Source organism: Lactiplantibacillus sp. 3062, assembly GCF_055413545.1.
The window spans coordinates 35,751-62,014 of sequence record NZ_JBVAYE010000002.1 but is presented as its reverse complement, the minus strand read 5'-3'; the positions used below and the strand labels follow the sequence as shown (position 1 = coordinate 62,014).

The following is a 26,264-nucleotide window of genomic DNA, read 5'->3' as shown; positions in this document are numbered from 1 at the left end:
CTCCACTAATCTTCAGCTGTTGGTAGATAAGCCACGATACCGTGCCAGTCACCCATTTGCGTATGTTGTGTAATTTGGAAGCCCGCTTCCTTAATTGTCGTCATGACGACCTGGAACTTATCATCGATGATGCCAGAGGTAATGAAATAGCCGCCCCGTTTTAAGTTTTGACGGGCTTGTGGTACCAACGGAATAATAATTTCAGCCAAAATGTTGGCAACGATAATATCAGCCTGCGTGTCAATCCCAGCTAGTAAATCATTGGCAGCCACGTGAACATCTTTGGCAACTGGATTCAAGTCCAAATTCGTTTGAGCTGATGCCACAGCGACATCGTCAAGATCGTAAGCTTCTACTGCACCGACGCCCATCGCTTTGGCCGCAATACTCAATACCCCGGACCCAGTACCCACATCGATCAAGTGTTCACCACCATTGATCACAGTTTCAAGCGCCTGCAAACAGAGCTTGGTTGTCGGATGCGTTCCGGTACCAAAAGCCTGACCAGGATCTAGTCGCAACACAAGCTCACCTGATTGCACTGGTTGGTACTGTTCCCAACTTGGCACAATCGTCAAATAGCGCGTAACCCGGACGGGGTGATAGTATTTTTTCCAGGCCGTCGCCCAGTCTTCATCCGATAAAGCCGTCATACTGACTTCATTAGGTGCTGGATTCAACCCAAAATCAGTCAGCTGACTAACCCGCTGCTTGATCGTTGGAATGACTTCCGGTACAAACACCGTCTCAGGATAATAAGCAGAAATCTTCGCCCCACTGGTAACGTGTGGAATCGTCGCCAAATCGATGATCTCACCATACCGATCAGGCTTTAAATTCTGATAATCCAAGGCATCATCAATTTTGACGCCACTGGCCCCGGCTTCCATTAAAATGTTTGCCACCGCTTCGACAGCTTCATTAGAAGTACTGACCGTTACTTCAGTCCATTTCATATCTTTATATTTTCCTCCCATCGAAAGCTAGAGCGCCAAGCGCCATCGCTTAAGACTATCACGTTTTTCTTAGTAACAATTATATAACAAGCCTGATTAACTTGACAATCACCTGGTCATCCAACCATGATGTTCATGATCGATGGTCCGGCGAGAAATCTTGGATACGAATGGATTGCCGGCCACAAAGTACCGCAATGGTGCCGTTGTCCATTCACCCTTGTTGACAATTCCAATTCGCGGAGTCGCCACAACTTGTTCCGGTTGGCGATAATGACTCAAATCCAATGATAAGGTCGCCGGTTGCAGCGTTTGTCCATTTAACGTTTTATCTAACCCAAGCGCCTGCATTAGCTTGCCCGGTCCGTTGGTCAAGTTCGCAATGGGCACTGGCCGCTGCTGTTGCATTCGTTCAAGCCCCGCATCTGGTTCAATTCCGCGAATCAAGACACATTCTGGCGTACCGGCAGCTTGTGTCACAATATTCAGTAAGCACCAGGCCCTCATTTGATAAATATAAATTGTTCCCGCTGATTGCCAGAGTGCGCGATTGCGCGGCGTTTGGTGGTTCTGATACGCGTGAGCTCCTGCATCACGGGCACCAAGATACGCTTCTGTTTCTGTGATCCAGGCGGTCAATACACCGCTAGATGTCTGTAAGCGCAACTGTTTACCCAGTAGGCTCACCGCAATTTCAGGTGTCGTACGTGTGCTTAAAAATCGTTCGATTGCTATCATAACTTGTTTTACTCGCCCCTAATAGAAAACGGACTAGCCACCTTGCTAGTCCGTCCTCATGTTCATTTAATCATTATTTGCGGTCTTTTTGGTTAGATGCTTATTCAAATACTTAATCATGTCGGCTTCATGCTTAAAGATCCGCGGGTGCTTTTGCTTGTGCAACCGAACCGCGATCTCATTGATTTTGATTCGCCCGGTCCAAGTATGACTGTACTTAACGACCACCCGATTGTTGCGATGGTCCTTACCGAATTTCAACACGTAAACGCTGTCGGGCACCATCAGCGGTCTAATATATGTTTTATCGTAGTCATAATGTATTGATCGCAGAAACTGTTTCGTGCGTTTTAACATGTCGTTGATCTCTCCTTCACAATGTGAAATTGATTAAATAATAAATTAATTTATCGTTAGTATATTTTCATATCTAGCTATTATTATAGCAGACTTTAAACAAGTAGTGTACCAATTTGCCATTGGTTTAGCAAGTATCGAACTTTAATTCTTATAAATTTGCTAACCATTTCAGAATTGTTTTTGCCGCGTATCCGAGTATGGTAAAATATGATTAAATTAGTAAGGTTATCAATATTAGGGGGAATTTACTGATGATACTCATCGAAAGAATTTATCGTCGTGGTCATGAACAGTTGACAACGGTCGACCAAATCGAAAAATTTCAAACCAATGACGGTTATGTCACATCCAACGAAGTCCTCGCCCGCGAAATCGGTGCGGATAGTGAAAACTGCTTCTACAAAAATCAAGAAGGCAAACGCAAAAAAGTCGTTGCGACCAAGGACGATCAGGGCACTTGGCATTTAAAGACCATCGGCACAACTGCCCCGACTAGCGATGGCTTATTACAACTACCGCATATGGATGATGTTTGGGGTTAATTGGTGCTTACAACCATCTTAATCAGATTACAATTGCATCTAAACAATAACGCAAAAAATGGTAGTGACATCAATCGATGTCGCTACCATTTTTTATAAACTTAATCAGTTCGGCTTTTCGTCTTCGTCGGTTTTCAGAACAGCCATGAACGCTTCTTGCGGGATTTCGACTTTACCGACAGCCTTCATACGCTTCTTACCAGCTTTTTGCTTTTCAAGTAGCTTCATCCGCCGCGTCCGGTCACCACCGTACAGATGGGCCGTCACGTCCTTACGGTAAGCTTTAATATTCGTCCGAGCAATGACTTTAGAACCAATCGTTGCCTGTACCGGAATTTCAAAGTTTTGCCGGGGGATAATCGTCTTGAGCTTGGCGGCAATCTCGCGTCCACGCGCAGGTGCAAAGTCGCGATGTGCGATAAAACTCAGAGCATCAACTTGGTCACCGTTTAATAAGATATCGATCTTAACGAGGTCACTGGCACGGTAGCCGTCTAAATCATAATCTAACGAGGCATAGCCGCGCGTGTTCGACTTTAATTTATCAAAGAAGTCAAAAATGATTTCGGACAACGGAATGTGATAAACCACGTTGACCCGATTACTATCCAAGTACTCCATCGTATCAAACTCGCCCCGTTTACGCTGGGCTAATTCCATGACCGCACCAACGTAATCATTAGGCACCATAATCTGAGCTTTCACATACGGTTCACGAATTTCCTTGATTGCAGACGCCTCAGGCATTTCAGCCGGGTTTTCCACCTTTTTCTCCGTGCCATCAGTCATCCGCACATGATACGTTACGGACGGCGCCGTGGTAATTAGTTCAAGATTAAATTCCCGTTCGAGGCGCTCCTGAATGACGTCCATGTGTAGCAGTCCCAGGAATCCACACCGGAACCCAAAGCCCAGTGCTTGTGATGATTCCGCTTCAAATTCCAATGCGGCATCGTTCAATTTTAATTTTTCCAACGCTTCCCGTAAATCGGTGAATTTGGCATTATCAGTCGGATAAATCCCAGCGTAGACCATCGGATTCATTTCACGGTAACCCGCCAATGGCTTTTCGGCCGGATTTTTCGCGTTCGTGACCGTATCACCTACTCGGGTATCCTGAATATCCTTGATGCTAGCCGTAATGTAACCAACATCCCCCGCCATCAAATAATCCCGTGCTAACGGTTTCGGTGAATTAACGCCGACTTCCGTCACTTCATATTCACTACCACTGTTCATCAACCGGATCCGATCTCCTGGACGAACGATGCCTTCATGAATCCGAACACTCAGCACCACGCCCCGATAATCATCATAGACGGAATCAAACACTAGGGCCTTGAGTGGCGCATCAAGATCCCCCTGAGGAGCCGGAATCTTATGCACGATTTGCTCGAGCAGATCTTCGATACCAATACCGGCTTTCGCTGAAGCTAGAACAGCATCTTCCGCATCAATCCCAATGTCATCTTCAATTTCTTTGCGCACCTTTTCAGGTTCAGCCGATGGCAAGTCAATCTTGTTGATCACCGGGACAATTTCCAAGTCATCATCAATGGCTAAATACACGTTGGCTAGCGTCTGGGCTTCGACCCCTTGCGCCGCATCCACGACTAAAACCGCCCCTTCACAGGCTGCGAGGCTCCGTGAGACTTCATACGTGAAGTCAACATGTCCAGGTGTATCGATCAAGTGGAAGATATAAGTCTCCCCATCCTTTGCTTGATAGTGTAACTCTACCGCATTCAATTTGATCGTAATCCCACGTTCACGTTCCAAGTCCATTGAGTCCAACACTTGGTCTTGCATCTCACGTTTGGAAATCGTATCAGTTAGTTCCAGAATACGATCCGCCAACGTCGATTTGCCGTGATCAATATGGGCGACGATTGAAAAATTCCGAATATGTTGTTGTCGGTCTTGCATTGTCGCTTTATCCATTGATTTTCCTACTTTCTTCCTAAATCCTAATCCCTACAATTATACCAAGTTAGTGGCACAAGCACAATTTTTCTATCAGACCGCTCCAGACACCCCGCTGCGCCACTGAATAAATGACGTAACAAAAAAGTACAAGCCAATATGGCCTGTACTTTTTAGTAGGTTATTCAAAATCCTTGATTTCACTGGGTTTGAGTAATTGCCATTCTTTTGAATAGAAGTCGTCATTAATCTGATAATGAACCGGCTTCGTCTTCTTAGTCAAGAATGGATCAACCTTTTGATCCACGGCTAACCAACCACGCCAGCCAAGATGAATCGTATCAGTCATGAAGTAGTCCTTACCACCGTCCTGGGTCAGGTCCAAGACGTTATTAAACCCTTGACTCTTCAACTGGTACTGAATCTTCTTGTCAAACTGAGCAATCATCTTCATTGACAGTCCGGTATAAGCAGACCAGCGCTGATTGATTGGTGGAATGATGAACAAGACATCGGTGTGTGTCTTTGCAAACTGATTCAAAACCAGTTGAAAATCGGCAAATTCTGGTGACTTCGTGTAATTCAAGTGTCGCTGTGAATCTTTGAGTCGCTTGTAATTACGTTTTAACTTCGTGTTCCAAAATTGATTGCTGATTTCAAGACTGTTCGAGTCCGTTTGCGCCGCACCGATTTTACCGGCTAATTGGTTTAACTGATTAAAGTTATATGTCGCTGGTAACTTGTTAGCTTGCGCATTGACAGTCCGTAAATTTTTGCCCGCAATTCCAAAACGTGAGAAGAACTCATCCTCACTGCCAAGGACACGTGCCTTATAGTTAATATACGTCATTTGTGCGCTCGTTGGTTTAAACCCAGCTGCCACACGTGCCAGGGCGCCTTCCAAAATGCGATCAGAAGAACCCGATGGCATCTGTAACAAACGTTGAGCGGCATACCGGTCCATTGCCGTATTCTGCTCATCCTGTAACCAATCAATGGTCTGCAGTGGTGAGTAATAGTACGAAAACGCATCTTTCCGCGTTCCTTGTGGCACAAACCATTGTGGCGAAATTACAAAGACGGCCTTCTTATTTGTAATCTGCTTTGTCACCGATTGCATCGCGAAATACTGCGTCAACGACTGGGTCCCCCGCGCACCGAGTAGAAATGGTCGGTAATTGCGGTGATATTTTGTTGCCAGTACGGACGGATGCATTGGATCAAATCGTGACCATTCTGAAGAACCAAAGAACGGGACATAGCCATCATCCAGCGCCTGTCGTTTAACTAACCGACCTTTTAATACGTTGGCTGACAAGGAAACGGCCGCTTTTTTCTCAGTATCCTTAGAAATATGGTTTAATCCAAATGAGAACGGTGAAAGCAGTACGGCCAATAATAAGACGGCTGCCAAAATAATTGGCCCAAAAATCTTAAAAAGGCGTTTGGCAACGTTCATTGCAAGTTCTCAACCTTTGCAACAATCTTAGCCGGTGTATCCCATTCTGACCGTTGAAATTCAGAGACCGGCACTTCGATTCCTAATTGATTTTGAAGTTCCAATAAAAGTTGGACGGAACCCATTGAATCTAAGATTCCTTCATCAAACAGGTTAACGTCCATGTTACTGGAAACATCTTCCCCCGTTAAGTCTGCTAAAATTGATAAAACCGTTGCTTTTGTATCATCCATTGTCATTACGCTCCCTTATTGTAATTATATTATGGCCGGGCTCCAAAGAATAACGTGTTCAAGAATCCTGAGAAGATCAAGAAACTGAAACAAACGACGTTAAACGTTAGGAAAATCGCAAAGTATTCCGTAAATTTATTAGACGGCAACTGCGCTTGATGTTTCTTCTTGTACCGTAACCAAGCATCGTTGACAACCATTGCTAAACCATGGAATAGCCCATAAACGATGTAATACCATGTTTCCCCGTGCCAAAACCCCATGATCAACATATTAATAACGTATGCCACGTTGGCCGTTGTGATCCGGCTCTTAAAGACCTTGTGTTTCATCATAAAGAATACCAACCGCATGTAGATGAAATCACGGAACCAGAAGGACAACGTCATGTGCCAACGATTCCAGAAGTCTTTGATGTTCTTTGACTTAAACGGTTGATTGAAGTTCATCGGAGTTTCAACACCCATCAGGTAACTGATACCGACGGCAAACAAACTGTAACCCGCAAAATCAAAGAATAAATCCATACTATAGACGTACATCACACCGACTAACGCCCATGACATGCCGTGAGCTTGCAAGGCCGCGTGTTCAACGACAGGTAGCATCCGCGTACCAAAGATATAAGCCAAAATGAACTTATATAAGAATCCCAAGAAAATGTAGCGGACCCCTTTTTCAACTAACCCGAGATACTTTTCACGGGTCGGGACACTATCGTAATCCTTAACGAACCGCCGATACCGGTCAATCGGCCCAGACGAGATCGTTGGGAAAAACAGCAAGAACTGGCCAAACAGTACCGGATGGAATTCTTTAATCACCCCATCACGGGTCTCCATGATCATCTGGACCACTTTGAAAGTCAGGTAGGAAATTCCTAAGAAACCAATAATTGAATTAGCACCATGTGCCACGGCTGGTGTGATCTTAACGACAGCTAGTGGAATAATCGCTAAAATCACACTGACAACGAAAACCCAGCCCTTATTAGGTGAATCTGGTCGTTGTCGATACTTTGAGTACAACCAAACTAGTGTGATCTGATAGACCAAATAGATAATTAACGCGATCCCAGTGCGCCACTTAACACCGCCAAAGGTCAGCATTAAGAAGATAAACGATATCAATGATTCATACCAATGGGATCGCCGACCATATAACAGACCAATCATTAACGGTAACAACGCGATAAAGAGCAGCACAAAGTACGTTGGGTTACCATATGGGTCAAAAGAAATCATTCTGGGTTAACCTCTTTAATGATCGACTTGACATCAATCTTACCGTTAGGCGTTAATGGCAAGCTCGTTTGATAGACGAACCGTTGTGGAATCATGTATTCCATCATCATTCCTTGTAGGTCCTTTTTAATTGCAGTGGTCAAAGCAAAGTCACTTTCGAAGTCATTCGGCTTTGGTACCACGTACGCAATCATTTGCGTTACTTTGTGCTCTTTATCGTATTTTGGAACGGCAACGGCTTGTTTAATATGCTGTTGCTGTGCTAAGAAGTGATCCACTTCTTCTAGTTCGATGCGGTAACCATGCATTTTAATTTGAAAATCAACGCGGCCACGATAACGGAACAGACCGTCCGCATCCATCGTGCCAATATCACCAGAATGATAGGCGGGTTGCCCGTCTAATTCAAAGAAAGCCTTGGCAGTTTTTTCAGAGTTGTTCAAATACCCCTTCGAAACGGATGGTCCGGCGATAATCAGTTCACCTTCCGTGCCATTTGGAACCGCCTCACCATTTTCATCAACCACAAGTATCCGCGTATCAGCTTTGGCATAACCAATTGGTAGCCGATCATACTGCGCTAATGCGGCATCCGTAATTTCAATTTGAGTTACCGCGACGCAGGTTTCAGTTGGCCCGTACGTATTGAAGATCCGGGCATCTGGGAACCGTTTCTTGAGTGTCGCCGCCGTCTTATGTGTGAGTTCCTCACCACAGAACAAGAAGTGCGTCAAAGTTGGCAAGTTTTCAGCATTAAACTTTGGTTCTAGCAAACAAATGTCCATAAATGATGGTGTTGAGACCCAAACGTTGATTGGTAACGTCGGCAACGCAGCAAATAATTGTTTGAAATCATCTGTCACGGCCTTCGGTAATGCGTATAGTGTCCCACCTAACGCTAAGGTTGGGTAAACGTCCATCACGGATAGGTCAAATGAATATGGTGGTTGCGACAGCGAGTTCGGCTGGTCAGGCAATCCGAAGTCATCACTCAACATCCAGTCAACGTAACTGACCAAGTTATCATGACTAATTTGGACCCCCTTTGGCATCCCAGTGGTACCAGAAGTAAAGATAATATAGTAATTATCATCGCCACTAACGACATGATCCGCTTGATAATCAACGGGAGTCGCAAAGATAGCCGCCAATTGATCTGGTGTAATCACGGGGGTTGTCCCGACACCGGTTGGCAAATCAGCAACAGCAATAACGGCAGCTGGCTTAGCAATCTCATTAATCATTGTTAACCGCTCATTTGGTGAATGTGTATCGATTGGAATATACGCCCGACCTGACTTAACAACTCCTAAGAAAGTCGCAATCATTTCAAACGTCTGACCACCAAACACAATAATTGGATCCTTGGCTGGTAAATCGAGCGTGTCAAGATGCGCCGCCAAGGCATCTGAATAAGCTTTTAATTCCGCATAAGTGTGCGTTACACCTTGCACATCATAAACCACGTTATTGGGTTGCGTCCGTGCATAATCATCAATCGTTGTAATGATGTTCTTAATCATAATTAAAACTCCCCCCAAACAATAGTGTTACTGCATCCATTTTTAAAATTCGTTGTAAATAAACTTCGCTTGGTTGATCCCACTATAACCGTAAAGATAAACCAAGGCGAGCATGACAGCAAAGTAAAATACTGTAAGTGCAATGAATTGAACGACCGGACGTTGAAACCAGCTTTTCAACTTTGCAAACATGCCATCACCTCCTCCACTAACCCAATGTCAGTTACTTAATATCACCCTTCATTAATTCCGTAAAAATCTTGTTGGCTGTTGCTTGAATACCAGCAGCTTTGCGATAGTAGTTACTCATTAATACAACACCAGTCTTCCCATCCGGTGAGAGGAAGATGCTGGATTCATAGCCATAACCAAGTCCGTGTGACCGAATACCATTACTCATGTTATAAACACCACCGCCATATTCACCTGTGGCTGTGCGCGTGTGCAAAATTGCAACGTTTTTTTTTGACAGCAACTGCCCTTTAAGAATGGCACTTTCAACGGTAAATAAATCCGCGGTACTCATATAAACTTGCCCAGTACCTAACTCATTGGCCATTTGTGATTTGCTTTCTGGCATTGTTTGATCATAATTCGGAAGTGTTTGGTCTGCAAGCGCTCGGTAACCAGTTGTCGCATCTTGACCTTGACCATGAATCAAAAAGCCCGTTTCATTCAGATTCAACTTGTCAATAAAATGTGTTGTAAAGAAGTGCTGATATGATTGACCAGTTACCTTGCGAATAATGCCAGCTAGCAACAGAAAATTAACGGATGAATAATTATAAATTCCATTTTTATCTGGGTAGTAAAAAACATTGTGAGCCGCAAAATCAATCACTTGATTTTCTGGTAAGAATTCTTTTGAACCGCTCTTCAAACGGAACCCTGTTGTCATATCTAACATTTGGCGAAGCGTTGTCTGACGCCCATGCTTTAAAGTTGGATAATACTTCGAAATCGGATCAGTCAGCTTAACTTTCCCCGCCTGCACCAACTGCATAATGCCAACCGCCGTCATTGACTTTTGAATCGATAAAATTTGATACTTTGAATTGACTTTATTACGTTGATTTTTAGCCTTGTTTGCGTAACCAAAGGCACGATTATAAATGACATGGTCATTCTTAACAACTAATGCTGACCCCACAAAATGGCTTAGTTTTAAAGCCTTAGTCACTTGCTCATCCGTGTTCTTATTATTCGAAAACGTTGTCTGGTTAATCTTACGACTAAGCTGGCTATTTTTTAATGCCGCTTTCTTATTCAATGCTTTGTCAGTTTGACGCTTTTTAGCAATCGCTGCTTGCCGCTCTGTATGATAAACATAGTAGCCGCCACCAGCACCCACAATCAGCAGTCCAAGCAAAACTGTTACTAAAAGTTTGCTTTGCTTCACAATGATTGACCTCCCCATTAGCTATCAATTACGAACCGATTGGTGATATTAGCTACGCCGCCAATAGGACGTAAGTTCAAGTTATAGTGTAACAACCTACCGACCAATAACGGTTAGGCCGGCTCAAAAAGATCAAAATCCTGCATTTTCGTTCGCTGATACGACATATTTGTAACGGTTTTGTAACATCAACGTTACGTCCCCCGTAAGCTAGCAGCGTATTACTTCACCTCCTTGACTAATTCTAGCACTCACTAATCCCCGGACGACAGGATAACGAAACAGTTTGCACAAAAACCGTGTTACTGAAAGGTCACTTAATAAACAGGCCGGAGTGCTTGATTGACACTAAAAAAAGCTGAACAATCCTCATCACATTTTTGTGATGGGCATCGCCCAGCTTTTTGTATATTTCTGGAATTAGTTCGCTCGGTTAAACACCCCGAAGCTTGTCAAATAACGAACTCTTGCCATTGCCAGCAACTGATTTGCCGCTAGCTTTAGCAAAGGTCTTCAAAGCTTCTTTTTGACCCTTGTTCAAGTGCGTTGGCGTTTCAATATTAACGGTAACGCGTTCATCGCCGTTGCCATTGCCACGTAATCGTGGTGCACCTTTACCACGTAACCGGAAAGTTGTCCCCGTCTGAGTACCAGCTGGGATCTTCAACTTAACGTCCCCGTGAACCGTTTTAACTTGAACTTCATCACCAAGAGCGGCCTGAACGAAGTCGATCGGCAACTTGAAGTAAATCGTCGCGCCATCCCGTTCAAAGTCCTTACTTGGCTCAACTCTGAAGATAATGAATAAATCACCATAAGGGCCACCATTCGTTCCCGCTTCACCTTGATTTTGAAGCCGCATTTGTTGGCCTTCTTCAACTCCAGCAGGAACCGTCACTTTGATGGAATGACTTTGTTCAGTATGACCAGAGCCACCACAAGTGGCACACTTGTCCTTGATTTCTTTACCAGTTCCATGACAAACGTCACAAACTTGTTGGCTCATCATTCGACCGAGTGGCGTATTAGTCTGTACCTGAATATAGCCAGCACCATGACATTTCGAACAGGTCACTGGTGACGTTCCTGGCTTGGCACCAGAGCCACCACAAGTCTCACACTGTTCCTCACGATTGTAGGTGATGGTCGTCTTCTTACCAAAGATCGCATCTTCAAACTTCAGTGTCATCTCATACTGTAAGTCTCGGCCTTGTTGCGGGGCCGTTGGGTTAGAACGCCGTGAACCACCAGCGCCACCACCGAAGAAGGAACTGAAAATATCTTCAAAGCCGCCACCGCCGCCGAAGCCACCAAAGTCTTGACCGCCGAAACCGCCGGCGCCACCGAAGCCTTGTTGGCCACCAGTCGATCCGAATTGATCATACTGTGCCCGCTTCTGGGCATCGCCTAACGTTTCGTACGCTTCATTGACAGCTTTAAACTTTTCTTCCGCGCCAGGTTCATGATTCAAATCAGGATGATACTTCTTCGAAAGCTTGCGGTACGCCTTCTTGATTTCGTCCTGACTGGCATCCTTTTCAACACCCAGAACCTTATATAAGTCTTGCTCTGCCATTGTAACCTCCTAATGAACCTTAATTAAGTCTCATTAATACTAGCATATTTAAAGCAAAAAGGCCAAAGCCACGTGGCCTTGGCCTTTTTGTTCTGCCGGTGCTACTTCTTATCCTTGTCTTTATCCAAGTCTTCGAAATCACCGTCAACCGTGTTGTCATCACTGCCCTTGGCTGAGTCGGCATTGCCAGCAGCATTACTGTCGGCACCGCCTTGTGCACCCTGAGCTTCTTGAGCTTGTTGATACAACTTAACTGATAAGTCCTGAACGATCTTGTTCAAATCGTCCTTCTTGGCCTTCATTTCGTCAATGTTGTTATCATCTTGAGCTTTCTTCAAAGCATCACGAGCATCTTTGGCTTTCTTAACTTCATCTTCTGAAACCTTGCCTTCAAGATCTTTCAAAGTCTTGTCGGTAGTAAAGATCAATTGGTCAACTTCGTTCTTCAAGTCAACTTCTTCTTTACGTTTCTTATCGGCTTCTTCGTTTTCCTTGGCTTCCTTGACCATTTGATCAATTTCGTCGTCAGAAAGACCCGATGAACTCTTGATGGTAATCTTTTGTTCTTTATTAGTTCCCATATCCTTAGCAGATACGTTAACGATCCCGTTCTTATCGATGTCAAACTTAACTTCGATTTGAGGAACACCACGAGGTGCAGCCGGAATATCCGTTAATTGGAAGCGACCTAACGTCTTGTTATCCGCTGCCATTGGCCGTTCACCTTGGAGCACGTGAATGTCAACAGCTGGTTGGTTATCAGCCGCCGTACTAAATACTTGCGACTTGCTGGTTGGAATCGTCGTGTTACGGTCAATCAACTTAGTGAAGACCCCACCCATGGTTTCAATACCAAGTGAAAGTGGCGTAACATCGAGCAAAACAACGTCTTTAACATCACCAGTGATCACACCACCTTGAACAGCGGCCCCTAAAGCAACCGCTTCGTCAGGGTTGATAGAATGGTTAGATTCTTTGCCAGTCCACTTTTCAACAGCTTCTTGAACAGCTGGAATCCGAGTTGACCCACCATTCAAGATGACAACGTCTAAGTCACTAGCCGATAAATCAGCATCCTTCAAGGCATTTTCAACAGGAATGCGCGTCTTTTCAACTAGGTCAGCAGTTAATTCATTGAACTTAGCACGTGTTAACGTGGTTTCCAAGTGCAATGGGCCACTAGCACCAGCGGAAATAAATGGCAAACTAATTTGAGCTTCAGAAACACCTGAAAGGTCCTTCTTAGCCTTTTCAGCAGCATCCTTTAACCGTTGTAAGGCCATCTTGTCTTTTGATAAATCAACACCGTTGTCAGCTTTAAAGCCATCAACTAACCAGTCGATAATCTTTTGGTCAAAGTCATCACCACCAAGGTGGGTATCACCATTTGTGGATAATACTTCGAAGACCCCGTCGCCTAATTCCAAGATGGAAACATCAAAAGTCCCACCACCAAGGTCATAGACTAAAATCTTTTCATCTTTGTCGGTCTTATCCAAACCATAGGCTAAAGCTGCCGCCGTTGGTTCGTTAATAATCCGTTCAATGTTTAAGCCGGCAATCTTACCAGCATCCTTAGTTGCTTGCCGTTGGGCATCATTAAAGTAAGCTGGAACAGTCACAACGGCCTTTTCAACCGTGTCACCCAAGTAATCTTCAGCAAAGCCCTTGATATATTGCAAAATCATTGCTGAGATTTGTTGTGGGGTGTAGTCCTTACCTTCGATGCTAACTTTGTAACCAGCTTCACCCATGTGACGCTTGATTGAAGCTACCGTATTCGGGTTAGTGATTGCTTGCCGCTTGGCAACTTCACCAACTTGAGTTTCGCCATCTTTGAATGCCACAACTGAAGGAACCGTCCGGCCACCTTCAGGAGTGGTGATAATCTTAGGTTCATTACCTTCAAGAACCGCTACCGCAGAGTTAGTAGTCCCGAGGTCAATCCCGATAATTTTATTACTTGCCATAAATTAACAAACCTCTTTTTAATTTAGTATTTTTATTGATTAATTACTGTGCCACAACAACCATTGCTGGACGGAGGGTCCGGTCTTTCAATAGGTAACCCCGTTGTAAGACTTGTACTACCGTATCAGCTGGATGATCATCATCAACTGGCACCGTTTGAACAGCTTGGTGAATATTGGGATCAAACTTTTCGCCCGCAGCCGCAATTTCGGTGACCCCATGTTTTTTCAAAGCATCCTGTAAATGGCCATAGACCATTTCGACACCCTTCTTCAACTGTTGGGCCGCTTCATCGTCAGCTGGCGTTGCCAAAGCCCGTTCCAAGTTATCCAGAACTGGTAAGACATCCTTTGCAAGTGCTTGACCGTCATATTTCAACAGCGCCGCTTGTTCTTTTTTGTTGCGGTTTTGCATGTTGACGATCTCCGCCTGTGCACGCAATAACTGGTCATCTTTCGCATCTAATTGCGCTTTGAGATCAGTAATTTGTTGTGTCGGATCGACCGCTGTCGTTTGCTCAGCTTGATCATCAGTCGCACTCGTCGCTGCCTGTGTCGCTTCACTGGCAGTTGACATTGCTGCTGAATCAGTTGTTGACGCTTGTGAATCTTCCGGCGTCGTCCGCGTTGATTTCTTTGCCAATGTTTTCATCTCCCTGTCCGTCACTCGTCAAAGTACCGGTAATAATCTAATAATTTGCGGGCTAATTCTCGTTGGAACGCACCCATCAGTCCAATCATCCGTGAATACGGCATGGCGGTCGGCCCGAGCAAGGCAATCACACCTTGTCCGTGTTGATCAACATCGTAAGTCGCGGTAATTAAACTGTAGTTCTTCAACAAATCGTTGGTGATCTCATTACCGATTCGGACTTGAATCCGTTGACCGGGTGGACCAATCACGTTAGCTAACCGGTCCGTTTGGTCGAGTAACGAGTACAATGACTGTAACTCTTTAGGGCTCTGCTGGTCCGTATAGTTGAACAAATTCAACTTACCACCAACATAAAAGCGCTCGGAAGCTGCCTTGGACAACACACTGCCAAAAATATCTAAGAAACCATCTGGATCTTGCAAATACTGTGCAAGTTTTAACGGAATCTCATGCGTTAATTGGCGGAGGACGTCTTGTAACGGCAGGCCAACCAGTTGATCGTCGATGAAACGAACGACCGGTTCCAGCTCATCGCCGGTAATGTCACTAGGAATAGTAAACGTCTGGTTTTCAACGTCACCATTATTCGTCACTAGAATCGCCATTACTTGATGATTCCCCAACGGAACGAGTCTGAAACCACTCAACCGACTATCTTTAAGTTCAGGTCGCAATGTAAAGGTCGTGTAACTTGTCAGTTGCGACAAGATATCCGCCGACTGAGCAACGATCTCATCGATCTTGTGAAATTCACCGCCTAATGAATGTTGAATCACCTTCAAGTCTTTGCCGTCCACCTTTTCAGGCTTTAGGATATGGTCAACATAGTACCGATACCCCTTAATCGATGGAATTCGCCCTGAAGACAAATGCGTTTTGACGATTAATCCTAAATCTTCTAGTCGGGCCATTTCATTACGAATTGTCGCTGAACTGACCTTGATCGGTAGTTCTTGAACTAGCGATTTGGATCCAACTGGATTACCGCCCTCGGTATAGTCACGGACAATGGCCTTTAAAATTAGGCTTTGTCGTTCAGTTAACGTGATCATCACCTCTTTTTAGCACTTAACTTAATGGAGTGCTAACACAATTACTAATATAACAACCACCCTGATGAAAGTCAAGGAAAGACAAAGTATTTCTAGAAAAGAATGCTTAAATTATTAGGACCCCAGTCCCACTATGACTGGACTTATTTGACCGTCGCCCCCAATTAGCACTCCTTACTTACGAGTGCTAATATACACCCTCACCCTTCACAATGCAAGCATGGTGCCTAGCAGACTACTCGCTTTTCTGCTGCCATTACTCAGCACACCAGCCACAACAAAAAAATCTCAAGAGTTACAGACTCTCGAGATTTTTGACTAGCCTGATGTACATTGCCAACAGACATTCTAGTGAAACCTGGCCTTAACGGTAATCAGCTTTCAAACTAATCAACGTTCAGCTTTATTAATGGCATGATCAATGGTTTCATTATCAAATTGTTCTTGTAAGTACGCTTCATTGTCGATTGGCAAGTGCACATGAAAGTCAGCAAAATGTTGAACTTTCAGCGTCGCTTGTTCGACTTCAAACCCCAGCAAGTGTCCACCTAATTGATGGTCTTTACTTAGAAAGTGTAAGTGAAAGCCACCGACCGTAGCGCCTTGGAACAAATGCGGTGCGTAGTAGCCAATAATCGTTCCGTCAACATGTTCACCGGTGAATTCCGGTTGTGTTGCCGTTGCCGCGACTAATGTTTTGTACGGTGGCTCCTGACGAGGCGCGACTCGCGTCTTGACTTTTGCAAAGGTCCCATCGACGCGAATAGCCGCAAACACGTTGGTCAAACGATAGTCATGAACCACTTGTTGCTCGAAATCAGTTTGTGTGATTGCAGCTAATTGCGCACTAATATCAGGCTTTTCAAAGTGCACCGATGCAAATGGTAACGTCTCTTCGGGCTGAATTTCCCGAATTTGACCATCCTCACGTGCTTGATAGGCGTGACCTCCTAGAATAATCACTTCACCATTGAGACCGTCTAACGTCCCAATACCCGTATCACCATGGGTTAAGAGTTCACCAGCCGTAATCGTCCCGTCAAATAATCCGGGAACAAGTAAGCCTAATGTGCCGTGTTGAAAAATTGTTGTTGTGTCCATTCATTGTGCCTCCAAACGATTTGATTGTTGTGCAACTTGAATCCGGGGTGTGACCACAAAGGGATGCGCCACATAATAGTCACGGGTGTTTTGTTCATCCCGCTTTAATTGCGCAACCAAGGCATCCGCCCCAGCAAATTTAATTTCACCGCGCATCCGGTGCCCCCAACGCACCGTTAAATTGTGGCCATAAAGATCTCCTTGGAAACCTAATAAGTATATTTCAACCGTGATTGGTCGGTGATCACCAAACGTGACATTTCGTCCAACTGAGGCCATTCCCATAACCCAGCGTGTCCCAATCTGCACCATCGTCGCGTAAATGCCAATTCCGGGAACCCGGGTATTGGGCCCGTGAGCAACGTTGGCCGTTGGAAAGCCGAGCGTTCGGCCCCGCGCTTCACCATGAACTACTTCGCCGGCAGTTTCATATTGATAGCCCAGTAACCGGTTAGCCGTATCGATATCTCCCGCGTCCAAAGCGCGGCGAATCCGCGTGGAACTGATCTTTTCAGCATCTAATTCCGCCTTAGGAACTTCAATGATTTCAAACCGGTTATGACCATAGTCATTCAAACGCTGCATATTTGCAATTTCAGCTGGCCCGTACGTGTAATCAAAACCAGCAACCACCGTTTGTGCGTGTAATCCAACAATTAACTGATCGACAAACGTTTGGGGTGGCATGGCACCGACCGTGGCATCAAAGTGAAGTACATATAAGATGTCAACGCCGAGCTCACTCATCAATGCCGTTTTTTGATCAATTGTCGTTAAATAACGGACTTGCTGCGGATCAGTGTGTTTAAAAACAACTGACGGATGCTGGTCAAACGTCATCACCGCTAGTTTGGCGTGTTGCGCCTGAGCGGCCTGGCGTGCCGTTGCAACGACTTGCTGATGTCCACGGTGAACGCCGTCAAAAAATCCTAAGGCCAATACGATTGGTCCTTCGGGAATCTGACTAAACGCCACGGGATACTTTAAATTAATCACCTGCATGACAAAAACTCCTTAATTGACCGCAAACATTTTGAACGGCTTGTACCGCTGTTCGTCCGGTCGATAACTATATAGACATTTTAGGCTGTTTTGGTAAACTAACGCAACCATCGTGTTCGCATCTGGATCAGTTTGTTGCCCTTCTGCCGCCGTAATAAAGGCCCCATTCTTGACCCGTTGCCACTGCTCATCCGTTAACGTGACTCGCGGGTACTGACTTAAAGCTTTATCAATTGGCGCCAATAATGCTCCGGCCGTTCCAGCATCGACGTGGGCCGCGATTTCCTCAAAGGTCACGGTTTCATCTAAAGTAAAGCCGCCACTCTTTAATCGGGTCAAATCACTCATCACAGCGGGTATCCCGAGCACTTTGCCGACATCCACCGCTAGCGTGCGAACATAAGTCCCTTTACTACAAGCGACCGTAAAATAGATCGTCTGAGTCTGGGTTGCCGAGTCATAGGTAGATGCCTGCCGTTGCTTGAAGCTGCTAATTGTGACATGCCGTTCTGGGCGCTCGACAGTTTCACCACTGCGCGCATAGTCATATAAACGCCGCCCATTTACTTTTACTGCTGAAAACATCGGTGGAATTTGCGTAATGGCCCCCGTCATCTGTGCCAGCGCAGCATCAACTTGGTCACTTGTGAACGGCTCTGTGACCGCTTGGCGCGCAATCTCCTCACCATCTAAATCTTCAGTAGTCGTTGCAAATCCGAGGGTAATGCTCCCTTGGTATTCTTTGCCAGAAGCCACTAAAAATTGCACAACTTTAGTCGCATTCCCAATACAAATCGGTAAAACGCCATCCACATTTGGGTCCAGTGTCCCTGAATGACCTACTTTGCGGGTCTGATAGAGTCGTCGGATTTTAGCGACACAGTCAAAGCTCGTCATCCCACGAGGTTTATATAATGGTAGAATCCCGTTCAACATAAAAAACGCCTTCAATCATTTAAATTCGGTTTCTAGTGGCAGCCAATCGCCGTGCCACGGATTCGATCGTTCTTAATCGACGGTTTTCAGTATACCACACCTCACAAATATGTAAGCGGATTATCACAGAATTCAAGGCCCTGAGCACCGCAACTAAGATACCCCAAATCGACACGCTGGTCCGGTGCCACTGACGACCACGTATGTGCCTGGCAAAGCTGTATTTAACTCATTGATCCAGAAAACCGTGAGCTTAATCCCTATTAGTCAAATAAAACGACTGAAAAACAAGAATCGCACAAATTAGTCCCCTTATCAAAAGGATACCGCGCGGGACCGTCCCTAATTACGCCGATGACTTTCAACATATGCTGCCATCAAAAAAGCGTGCAACGGCCTTAGTGTGGCTGATGTACGCTTATTCAATGTTATCGTCTTAAAATGCAACCGGCACGCTAACCGCAGTTGACAGCTACATGGTTCTTCAAGCTTGGAGCGCAACTGGCTGCTGATTCAACCACTGCTGAATTTGACGGGCAATCTGATGGGGTGTCAGTTGATCGGTTGCGATCGTCAAATCGGCCGCATCAGCATATAAGGCTTGGCGCCGCTGCTTCAACGCAATCAGTGCCCCTGTATCCAATTCATTGACAAGTGGTCGGCTAGTATCATTTTTAACACGGTTAATAGTGGTTTGATCACTAGCCGTCAACCAGATAACTGGCACCGCGCTTTGTTTCAGGCTAATTGCATTCATTGCAATGGTCGGAGTACCACCACCGGTCGATAAAATCCCGGGTGTTTCGAGTGCTTGGAGCAAAGTCTGATGCTCCAATTGCCGGAAGTACCCCTCTCCTTGCTCCGCAAAAATAGTCGTAATCGACCGTCCCGCCCGCTGAACAATCAAATCATCTAAATCAGCATGTTTAGTTGCTAACCCGGCCGCCAAAAGCCGACCGACCGTTGTTTTCCCACTACCCATAAATCCAATTAAAATTGCTCGCATTCTTAATTCCTCCTTACAATCTGATAACCCGCATCAGCTAACAACGACGATGCTTGCGTTCTCGTCTTTAGATCACTAAATGTCAGTTGCAAGACACCATCAATCTCTTCGCGAATCTCTAAAATATGAATATTGACTAAGCTCAGCTGAGCCTGTGCGAGCCGCTGAGTGACATCCGCGAGAGCACCAACACGGTCGGGGACGTTCAAAAACAAATCATAAAAGTTTGGTAGTCCTCCCAACTGTTCCGGTCCCAAGTGATCACGCGTCACCTTAGCTGTCGCAAAAAATTCGTACAATGTTGCTTGATCATGCACCCTAATAGCTGTCTTGATGCGCAACAGTTGTTCAATATAATCCTGCAATTGATTGGTTATTAGTTCAGCATTAGTCATCAGGATGGCCGCCCACATCGTGGGGTCCGAACTGGCAATCCGAGTAATACTTTTAAACCCACCAGCCGCTAATCGCAACCCGAGTGCTGAATCTGCCAAAGCCACCTGAGTCTGATCAACTAATGCCGCAGCGACAATATGTGGCAAATGACTTAACTGTCCTACAATCCGGTCATGCTGTATTGCAGTGACCGTCAACCATTTGACGTGAGTCGCTTGTAACAATGCTTGCAGCCGTTGAACGGCTGCTCGATTAGTCCGGCCCGGCACTAACAAGTAAAAGGCGTTCTCGAATAAGTTGGCGCGGCCAGCCGTCACACCCGATTTATGTGAACCCGCCATTGGATGACCGCCGATGAAAGTCACACCGTGCTGTTGTATGGCAAGCGCGGCATGCATCACCACTTGTTTAGTACTCCCGACATCCGTCACAAGCACCCCTGCCTTGAGTGGCATCATAGCCAGTCGGTGCAAATCAGCAACGATCACATCAACTGGCCCCGCTAAAATAATCACATCAGCGTCGCTCGCGACCGCGGCCAAATCAGTGCCACTAGCATCGATCATACCCTGTTGACGCGCATAACTCAGGCTGACATCGTCACGATCAATCCCAATAATGTGCACCGTGGGATGGGCCTGCTTAATGCTTAGTGCCAACGAACTGCCAATTAGCCCCAAACCTTTGATCAATACAGTTGTCATCTTCACACCCCCTGGCTTAAACGTGCTAAATCTTCAAAGAACGTCGGGTATGAAATGTTCACAGCTTCGGCGGACTCTAGTTCGGCGGGAGCGGCTAATCGCAACGCTGCAATTGCCATCATCATACCGATTCGGTGATCGCCATGGCTGGCTAATGGCTCGGTCGGCTGCCGCCAAGACTTGCGACCATCAATCACGAAGCCATCCGGTTGCGAAGTGATCTGCACACCAAGTTTTCGAAGCTCGGTCACAATCGTTGCAATGCGATCGGTTTCCTTGACTCGTAATTCAGCAGCCCCACTGATTGTGCTAATACCATTCGCAGTCGCAGCCAACAATGCAACTAGTGGCAGTTCATCGATTACGGCAGGAATTTCAGTAGCAGTGACTTGGACCGGATGCAGTTGTGCAAACCGCACGTCAAGCGTGCCAACTGGTTCGCCCATCCGGTGTTCATGATCGACCGTCACTTGACCACCCATCCGTCGTAAAATGTTTAAGAAACCCGTTCGTGTCGGATTCAGTCCCACGTTCGTTAACCGGACATGTGAATTTGGAATAATCGTCGCGGCTGTCACGAAAAACGCAGCCGAGGAAAAATCGCCAGGAATCGTTAGTGACTGACCAACCAAGGCTGGCTGCGGTTGGACCGTGATTGTTCGTTGATCAGGCGCCGTTTCAATTTGACCACCAAATTGTTGCAACAACCGTTCAGTGTGGTCACGAGTCGGTAATTTTTCAATAATCGTACTTGCCTGATCGGCTTGCAGGGCTGCTAAAATCAAGGCGCTCTTAACTTGTGCACTAGCGACCTGCATCTCGGTACAACTACCATGTAAAGTCCGACCAGTGATCGTCATCGGTAAGTGCCCGGCTGTTAATTGTACCTGCGCCCCCATGGCTTGTAATGGTTGACGCACTCGCTCCATCGGCCGTTGACTAAGGGACGTATCACCGACCAAGGTCGTCTCAAACGGTTGACCGGCTAACAACCCAGTTAATAAGCGAGTGGCCGTCCCCGCATTCCCCATGTCTAATGGTTGTTGTGGTTGGGTCAACCCACGTAAGCCGCGGCCACTGATAGTAACGGTCGTATCGACACGCTTGATTGGCACCCCTAACTTTTGCAGCGCCGTTAAAGTCGATAAGCAATCGGCGGCTGGCAAAAAGTGGTGCAAGGTCGTCGTCCCTTGACTAATTGCCCCTAAAATCAAGCCTCGATGTGAGACACTTTTATCGCCTGGTACACTTAAGTCACCTTGTAACCCACTAGCTGGTTGAATACTTAGTTTTTTTATCATTAATCATCATCACCTAATTTATTTGATAGACGCACCACACCATCGAAGGTGTCAAACGTGCAAGTTCACGTTCATGAGTCGTCAGTGTCACGTTTTTCTCATTAGTTAGCACGTAGGCCGCCTGATTACGTTGATAAACCTGATACGCTAAATACTTACTGGCGACTGTTTGCACCACGACCTGATGCACGACCCTCGTCAACAATTGGGCGGTCGCTGCATGCGTGTAACCAATTTGATTATCGGCATTTACTCGTTGGAGCACGACGAGTGGATCGAGCTGGGTCATAAAACAACTGGTCAACGTTAATTGGGACAATAATGCGTAATGTATATCCCCCCAACTGGCATTCAGTGTGTCTGATTTGAAAGCAGCTGGTATCACCAGTTGGTCACCAGAATAGGCCGTTAAATCAGTTAAAATGGCTTCAAAGCTCGGGTGTTCGACAATCACCGCTTGGTCCTGCCAGTTGCGATGATTATAAACTTGCGCGGCCGCGTAACTATCCGTGGCGGTCGGGCCTAAAGTATGAATCTGCATAGGCCCTCCTAATATTGCCGGAGTTCTTCGCGGTATGCCGTCACTGTTTGCTGGAGGCGAGCTAAGTTACTCCCGTCAAACGTTGCCGTCAATGCTCGCGTTAATTCAATCGCTACCACACTTTCAACCACAATCGAGGCAGGGACGATGGCCGTCGTATCTGAACGCTCTACGCTTGCCTTTTGGCTGACTTTGGTCGCGATATCCACACTTTGTAATGGTTTGTAAAGTGTTGGAATCGGCTTCATGGCGGCCTTAACAACAATCGGCATTCCGTTAGTCATGCCACCTTCAAAGCCGCCCAAATGATTGGTCAGCCGTGACCAGCCGGCGTGTTCATCCCAACTAATCTCATCCATTACTTGGCTACCATAATGGCTGGCAGCCGCAAATCCATCACCAATTTCAACACCTTTCATGGCATTGACTCCCATCACTGCTGCGGCTAACTGTCCATCTAATTTGGTATCCCAGTTCGTGTAACTGCCCAAACCAGCCGGCACATTTTCGGCAACGACCCGGATAACACCACCCAAGGTATCCCCGGCCTTCTTCGTTGCTGTGATCAGCTCATGGATTTCGGGAACCAAGGCCGCATCTGGTAATCGCAAATCATTTTGCGCGATTTGGGCTTGTAATTGATCAACGGATAGTGTTAAATCGGCCGTCACTTGCTTAGGGCCAATTTGTTGAACGTAGCCAACTAGGTGAATATCTAGCTGCGCCAATAATTGCTTACAAATCTGACCGATAGCCACTCGCATGGCTGTCTCACGAGCTGAGGAACGTTCTAGCACGTTTCGTAGATCGCGATGACCATACTTCATTCCGCCTACTAAGTCAGCATGCCCCGGACGTGGACGAGTGACTTGCCGCAACGTATTGGTTGCCGTAGCTGGACTTACCGGATCCATGATTGCTGCCCAGTGCGCGTGATCGCGATTCATAATCGTTAATGCAATCGGGGAACCTAGCGTAACACCGTGCCGCACGCCACCAGTGATTTGGACGGTGTCATGTTCGATCTGCTGGCGATTGCCGCGGCCAAACCCACCTTGCCGGGCTGCGAGGCCTGTATTAATGGCATCAATGTCTAGCTGTAAGCCAGCCGGAATACCGGTCAGCACCCCTGTCAATTGAGGCCCGTGCGATTCGCCTGCCGTAACGTAATTAATCATGATCAATATCCTCCTTGTGTAAATTCGTGTGTAAATCCGTCTGATATGCGCGTGAGTTATGCATAATTGCTTGATAAATAGCTTGTAAATAAGGGGTATGCGCGGTCTGGGTACTCTTCACCGCAACTTGTTGTAACACCCGTTGTTCACGTTGCTGGTCTAATACCGGAAGTTGCTGTTGTTGCTTCAACTCCCCGATGGCTGTAACCGTCTCAAAACGTTGATTGAGTAATCGGACGATTTGCTGGTCAATATGATTGATACGTTGGCGTTCTTGACTAAGTGTGGTTGGGACATGTAGCGCCCATACAGCTAGGCCGACAAAGGCGAGACCACTGACAGCAATAACTAAATCAAAGCGCATCGCGGTCGCAATATTTTGCTTTGACAGCCACCCAGTCACGAGCGGAATCGTGAAGGAAGCAATACTGCCAAACGTGAAATAAATTCCTGTGATTCGGCCCTTGATGTGGGGATAGCCTTTGATAAATAAATTGAGGCCGACCTGCATCACGCCACCCGCAGCAGTAAACCCAAACCCGAAAGCCGCCAGCATGGACAGCCCAGCCGCTGGACTATAACAGATAACCGCTAACGCCAGCAGCGAGCCGCCATTCATTGCCAACAACAATTTGGTTTCTGCCACCCCACGACGTAACAACCAGAAAATCACAATAACGCCGGTGATTGACCCAATGCTGTAAAGTGAAAGCAACCAGTGCGCTAACACTGACGAAAAATGCAACGTCGTAGTGGCAAACAAGCTGACCCACTGCGTGTAGAGGATCATAAGTGCCATCGAAGTATACCCATAACCAGCTAAACCAACTGTCGCCAACCAGCGCCGGTTCTTAAGTGGTTGCTGGGATACGCCCGTTCCGGCTTGAGCAACTTGATTTTTTAGTGGAAACTGCTGCCGGTTCAACAGGATACTGTTGACCACTAGGATTGCCGCGGCCAGGATAAATGACCAGCCATACCAGATTCGTTGTGCTTCAAAGTTGGCAACGAGCAGTGGTAATAAGAATTCACCGGCAGACATGAAGGCCTTTAACAAGACATTGGCTGAGCCTTGCCGCCCACCCATTTCAATAAACGTCGTGTAGGTTCCCGCATCCAACGCGGAGTTCGCAATACCGGCCAAAATCGCCAAACCGTATGCCAGCTGAATATTAGTGACCAATGCCATCCCCACAAAGAACGTGAAGTAGCAAGCCATACCAAGATTGACGAAGACTTTACGGCCAAAACGATCTGATAAATTTCCCAGAATAAAGTAGGCCAGTAAGCGCCCAATGCCAATCCCAGAAATGACATAGGAAACCGTCGCTAACGGGGTCTGCCAGTGTTGACTTAACGCTTGCATGTTTTGCGTTAAAATAATTAAGCCAATACCATGAATAAAGTAGTTTAAGTAAAGACTGATTGATAATTGGTGCTGACGCATGAATAACAACTCCTTCGTGGAAATAAAAAAAGCCGGCTAGATTATGAAAATCTAGCCGGCTCATCAAAATTTAATCCTAATTGATGATATTATTCCAGCTAGACTCACGGTGTCTAGCTGGCCAAGATGAATTGACTTCGCTTAGACACGAACGTAGGTGCCGTCCGTATCTAAGGTTCCAACACGGGCGCTACCTAAAATAAGCAAAGCCATAATAATAAGTTGCGTTGAATGCTAACGTCGTCATAATCATCTATCCTTTCCGTTTCATTGATTGTTTATATTAAAACATTCTCATTTTGATTCGTCAACCCTAATTTCATTTTAATTTTGCAATTAAGAAATCATTTTCGCTTGTAAAAGCGCCACGATGCGTAATTCGCCTCATCCTACTACTATTTACAAAAATCGTCTTCAGTACGACTACTCATTAAACCAATTGTTTGCGACGGTCGCGAGCAGGCTACCTTGATTAGTCAGTCTACCGACAACGTTCAAGCAGTGTGTGAATGACTAGTGTGACCCTACAATCAGCACCATCTAAACCGCTTAACCTCAGTGATTGACAGCGAACGGCTCCATTCAATTTGAACACAAAAATAGTCGCTGTCAATCCATCTGGATTCACAACGACTATTTTTCCAGCGCCTAATCTTGACGCTTTAAGTTATTAATTAATTCATCAATCCGGCTACCGTATTGAACCGAGTTGTCGCGTTCAAAAGTTAATTCCGGCGTTTTATAGATGCTAAGTCGTGAGCCTAATTCACTACGAATTAATCCCGTCGCCTTAGTCAATCCAGCCGCCGTCTTTTCACCATCGGATGCCTTATCTGACAAAATACTGTAGTAGATGGTCGCTTGTTGAAGGTCGCCAGTTACCGTTACACCGGTAATGGTTACACCCGCAACCCGTGGATCACGAACCCGTTTTAACAAAATATCATTAACTTCGCGTTCGATTTCCTGTTCCAAACGACCAACTCGATAATGTTGTGCCATCTGCTAATCCCCCTTTTAAA

25 protein-coding genes are annotated in these 26,264 nt (G+C 46.0%); 1 reads left to right on the top strand and 24 read right to left on the bottom strand.

Annotation, left to right across the window (positions count from 1 at the left end):
- Window positions 1-5: 5 nt before the first annotated feature.
- The 3 genes from prmA to ACWQAU_RS03260 form a co-directional block, all read right to left on the bottom strand.
- The gene (prmA, locus tag ACWQAU_RS03270) at window positions 6-956 is read right to left on the bottom strand and encodes a 50S ribosomal protein L11 methyltransferase (protein ID WP_003644481.1); all 951 of its coding nucleotides are present in this window, start codon (window positions 954-956) and stop codon (window positions 6-8) included.
- 108 nt (window positions 957-1,064) lie between these two features.
- A complete protein-coding gene (locus tag ACWQAU_RS03265) occupies window positions 1,065-1,694 on the bottom strand; it encodes a DNA-3-methyladenine glycosylase (RefSeq protein ID WP_003640700.1) in 630 nt (209 codons plus the stop codon).
- Between the two features lie 66 nt (window positions 1,695-1,760).
- Window positions 1,761-2,051, bottom strand: coding sequence for a hypothetical protein (locus ACWQAU_RS03260; protein WP_003640701.1), 291 nt, complete (start codon window positions 2,049-2,051; stop codon window positions 1,761-1,763).
- 254 nt (window positions 2,052-2,305) lie between these two features.
- On the opposite strand from ACWQAU_RS03260, the gene ACWQAU_RS03255 reads away from it, so the two are divergent.
- Complete coding sequence (locus tag ACWQAU_RS03255) at window positions 2,306-2,596, top strand: hypothetical protein (RefSeq protein WP_027821253.1); 291 nt, start codon at window positions 2,306-2,308, stop codon at window positions 2,594-2,596.
- Between the two features lie 105 nt (window positions 2,597-2,701).
- Here the strand turns inward: ACWQAU_RS03255 and lepA are convergent, their stop codons facing one another.
- The 21 genes from lepA to rbfA form a co-directional block, all read right to left on the bottom strand.
- On the bottom strand, window positions 2,702-4,537 hold the full coding sequence (lepA, locus tag ACWQAU_RS03250) for a translation elongation factor 4 (RefSeq protein ID WP_003640703.1): 1,836 nt from the start codon (window positions 4,535-4,537) through the stop codon (window positions 2,702-2,704).
- A gap of 163 nt (window positions 4,538-4,700) precedes the next feature.
- Window positions 4,701-5,978, bottom strand: coding sequence for a D-alanyl-lipoteichoic acid biosynthesis protein DltD (dltD, locus tag ACWQAU_RS03245; RefSeq protein ID WP_027821254.1), 1,278 nt, complete (start codon window positions 5,976-5,978; stop codon window positions 4,701-4,703).
- Window positions 5,975-6,217, bottom strand: coding sequence for a D-alanine--poly(phosphoribitol) ligase subunit DltC (gene dltC, locus ACWQAU_RS03240; protein WP_003640705.1), 243 nt, complete (start codon window positions 6,215-6,217; stop codon window positions 5,975-5,977). Before dltC ends, dltD begins: the two co-directional genes overlap by 4 nt.
- A gap of 23 nt (window positions 6,218-6,240) precedes the next feature.
- Window positions 6,241-7,455 (bottom strand): D-alanyl-lipoteichoic acid biosynthesis protein DltB, encoded by a 1,215-nt coding sequence (dltB, locus tag ACWQAU_RS03235; RefSeq protein ID WP_003640706.1) that lies wholly within the window; start codon window positions 7,453-7,455, stop codon window positions 6,241-6,243.
- Entirely contained in the window at window positions 7,452-8,978 is a 1,527-nt protein-coding gene (gene dltA, locus ACWQAU_RS03230) for a D-alanine--poly(phosphoribitol) ligase subunit DltA (RefSeq protein WP_003640707.1), read from the bottom strand. The genes dltB and dltA overlap by 4 nt, the downstream gene beginning before the upstream one ends.
- 42 nt (window positions 8,979-9,020) lie before the next feature.
- Window positions 9,021-9,170: a teichoic acid D-Ala incorporation-associated protein DltX gene (locus ACWQAU_RS03225; protein WP_003640708.1), complete on the bottom strand. Its 150-nt coding sequence runs from the start codon at window positions 9,168-9,170 to the stop codon at window positions 9,021-9,023.
- 31 nt (window positions 9,171-9,201) lie between these two features.
- Window positions 9,202-10,395: a serine hydrolase domain-containing protein gene (locus tag ACWQAU_RS03220; protein WP_033607970.1), complete on the bottom strand. Its 1,194-nt coding sequence runs from the start codon at window positions 10,393-10,395 to the stop codon at window positions 9,202-9,204.
- A gap of 415 nt (window positions 10,396-10,810) precedes the next feature.
- Entirely contained in the window at window positions 10,811-11,953 is a 1,143-nt protein-coding gene (gene dnaJ / locus ACWQAU_RS03215; RefSeq protein ID WP_003640710.1) for a molecular chaperone DnaJ, read from the bottom strand.
- A gap of 101 nt (window positions 11,954-12,054) precedes the next feature.
- A complete protein-coding gene (gene dnaK, locus ACWQAU_RS03210) occupies window positions 12,055-13,923 on the bottom strand; it encodes a molecular chaperone DnaK (RefSeq protein WP_003640711.1) in 1,869 nt (622 codons plus the stop codon).
- Between the two features lie 43 nt (window positions 13,924-13,966).
- Window positions 13,967-14,566, bottom strand: a complete 600-nt coding sequence (gene grpE, locus ACWQAU_RS03205; protein ID WP_003645970.1) for a nucleotide exchange factor GrpE — start codon at window positions 14,564-14,566, stop codon at window positions 13,967-13,969.
- A 20-nt stretch (window positions 14,567-14,586) separates the two neighbouring features.
- Window positions 14,587-15,630 carry a heat-inducible transcriptional repressor HrcA gene (gene hrcA, locus ACWQAU_RS03200; protein WP_003640713.1) on the bottom strand — a complete coding sequence of 348 codons (1,044 nt, stop codon included), beginning with the start codon at window positions 15,628-15,630 and terminating at the stop codon, window positions 14,587-14,589.
- Between the two features lie 390 nt (window positions 15,631-16,020).
- A complete protein-coding gene (gene budA / locus ACWQAU_RS03195; protein WP_003640714.1) occupies window positions 16,021-16,731 on the bottom strand; it encodes an acetolactate decarboxylase in 711 nt (236 codons plus the stop codon).
- Window positions 16,732-17,733 (bottom strand): riboflavin biosynthesis protein RibF, encoded by a 1,002-nt coding sequence (gene ribF, locus ACWQAU_RS03190; protein ID WP_003645969.1) that lies wholly within the window; start codon window positions 17,731-17,733, stop codon window positions 16,732-16,734.
- Between the two features lie 12 nt (window positions 17,734-17,745).
- Complete coding sequence (gene truB, locus ACWQAU_RS03185) at window positions 17,746-18,669, bottom strand: tRNA pseudouridine(55) synthase TruB (protein ID WP_027821256.1); 924 nt, start codon at window positions 18,667-18,669, stop codon at window positions 17,746-17,748.
- Window positions 18,670-19,153: 484 nt separating this feature from the next.
- Entirely contained in the window at window positions 19,154-19,675 is a 522-nt protein-coding gene (locus ACWQAU_RS03180; RefSeq protein ID WP_027821257.1) for a shikimate kinase, read from the bottom strand.
- Between the two features lie 2 nt (window positions 19,676-19,677).
- Window positions 19,678-20,775, bottom strand: coding sequence for a prephenate dehydrogenase (locus ACWQAU_RS03175; RefSeq protein WP_015825650.1), 1,098 nt, complete (start codon window positions 20,773-20,775; stop codon window positions 19,678-19,680).
- A gap of 2 nt (window positions 20,776-20,777) precedes the next feature.
- On the bottom strand, window positions 20,778-22,076 hold the full coding sequence (gene aroA, locus ACWQAU_RS03170) for a 3-phosphoshikimate 1-carboxyvinyltransferase (RefSeq protein WP_015825651.1): 1,299 nt from the start codon (window positions 22,074-22,076) through the stop codon (window positions 20,778-20,780).
- 13 nt (window positions 22,077-22,089) lie between these two features.
- On the bottom strand, window positions 22,090-22,617 hold the full coding sequence (locus ACWQAU_RS03165; protein WP_027821258.1) for a hypothetical protein: 528 nt from the start codon (window positions 22,615-22,617) through the stop codon (window positions 22,090-22,092).
- Between the two features lie 8 nt (window positions 22,618-22,625).
- Window positions 22,626-23,795 carry a chorismate synthase gene (gene aroC / locus ACWQAU_RS03160; RefSeq protein WP_013355607.1) on the bottom strand — a complete coding sequence of 390 codons (1,170 nt, stop codon included), beginning with the start codon at window positions 23,793-23,795 and terminating at the stop codon, window positions 22,626-22,628.
- Window positions 23,788-25,242: an MFS transporter gene (locus tag ACWQAU_RS03155; protein WP_003645963.1), complete on the bottom strand. Its 1,455-nt coding sequence runs from the start codon at window positions 25,240-25,242 to the stop codon at window positions 23,788-23,790. Before ACWQAU_RS03155 ends, aroC begins: the two co-directional genes overlap by 8 nt.
- A gap of 648 nt (window positions 25,243-25,890) precedes the next feature.
- Window positions 25,891-26,244, bottom strand: coding sequence for a 30S ribosome-binding factor RbfA (rbfA, locus tag ACWQAU_RS03150; protein ID WP_003640723.1), 354 nt, complete (start codon window positions 26,242-26,244; stop codon window positions 25,891-25,893).
- Window positions 26,245-26,264 lie beyond the last annotated feature (20 nt).

Coding starts and splice junctions, on each gene's coding strand:
- prmA (WP_003644481.1), bottom strand. CDS start 956: ATGAAATGGACTGAAGTAACGGTCAGTACTTCTAATGAAGCTGTCGAA.
- ACWQAU_RS03265 (WP_003640700.1), bottom strand. CDS start 1,694: ATGATAGCAATCGAACGATTTTTAAGCACACGTACGACACCTGAAATT.
- ACWQAU_RS03260 (WP_003640701.1), bottom strand. CDS start 2,051: ATGTTAAAACGCACGAAACAGTTTCTGCGATCAATACATTATGACTAC.
- ACWQAU_RS03255 (WP_027821253.1), top strand. CDS start 2,306: ATGATACTCATCGAAAGAATTTATCGTCGTGGTCATGAACAGTTGACA.
- lepA (WP_003640703.1), bottom strand. CDS start 4,537: ATGGATAAAGCGACAATGCAAGACCGACAACAACATATTCGGAATTTT.
- dltD (WP_027821254.1), bottom strand. CDS start 5,978: ATGAACGTTGCCAAACGCCTTTTTAAGATTTTTGGGCCAATTATTTTG.
- dltC (WP_003640705.1), bottom strand. CDS start 6,217: ATGACAATGGATGATACAAAAGCAACGGTTTTATCAATTTTAGCAGAC.
- dltB (WP_003640706.1), bottom strand. CDS start 7,455: ATGATTTCTTTTGACCCATATGGTAACCCAACGTACTTTGTGCTGCTC.
- dltA (WP_003640707.1), bottom strand. CDS start 8,978: ATGATTAAGAACATCATTACAACGATTGATGATTATGCACGGACGCAA.
- ACWQAU_RS03225 (WP_003640708.1), bottom strand. CDS start 9,170: ATGTTTGCAAAGTTGAAAAGCTGGTTTCAACGTCCGGTCGTTCAATTC.
- ACWQAU_RS03220 (WP_033607970.1), bottom strand. CDS start 10,395: ATGGGGAGGTCAATCATTGTGAAGCAAAGCAAACTTTTAGTAACAGTT.
- dnaJ (WP_003640710.1), bottom strand. CDS start 11,953: ATGGCAGAGCAAGACTTATATAAGGTTCTGGGTGTTGAAAAGGATGCC.
- dnaK (WP_003640711.1), bottom strand. CDS start 13,923: ATGGCAAGTAATAAAATTATCGGGATTGACCTCGGGACTACTAACTCT.
- hrcA (WP_003640713.1), bottom strand. CDS start 15,630: ATGATCACGTTAACTGAACGACAAAGCCTAATTTTAAAGGCCATTGTC.
- budA (WP_003640714.1), bottom strand. CDS start 16,731: ATGGACACAACAACAATTTTTCAACACGGCACATTAGGCTTACTTGTT.
- ribF (WP_003645969.1), bottom strand. CDS start 17,733: ATGCAGGTGATTAATTTAAAGTATCCCGTGGCGTTTAGTCAGATTCCC.
- truB (WP_027821256.1), bottom strand. CDS start 18,669: ATGTTGAACGGGATTCTACCATTATATAAACCTCGTGGGATGACGAGC.
- ACWQAU_RS03180 (WP_027821257.1), bottom strand. CDS start 19,675: ATGCGAGCAATTTTAATTGGATTTATGGGTAGTGGGAAAACAACGGTC.
- ACWQAU_RS03175 (WP_015825650.1), bottom strand. CDS start 20,775: ATGACAACTGTATTGATCAAAGGTTTGGGGCTAATTGGCAGTTCGTTG.
- aroA (WP_015825651.1), bottom strand. CDS start 22,076: ATGATAAAAAAACTAAGTATTCAACCAGCTAGTGGGTTACAAGGTGAC.
- ACWQAU_RS03165 (WP_027821258.1), bottom strand. CDS start 22,617: ATGCAGATTCATACTTTAGGCCCGACCGCCACGGATAGTTACGCGGCC.
- aroC (WP_013355607.1), bottom strand. CDS start 23,795: ATGATTAATTACGTTACGGCAGGCGAATCGCACGGGCCTCAATTGACA.
- ACWQAU_RS03155 (WP_003645963.1), bottom strand. CDS start 25,242: ATGCGTCAGCACCAATTATCAATCAGTCTTTACTTAAACTACTTTATT.
- rbfA (WP_003640723.1), bottom strand. CDS start 26,244: ATGGCACAACATTATCGAGTTGGTCGTTTGGAACAGGAAATCGAACGC.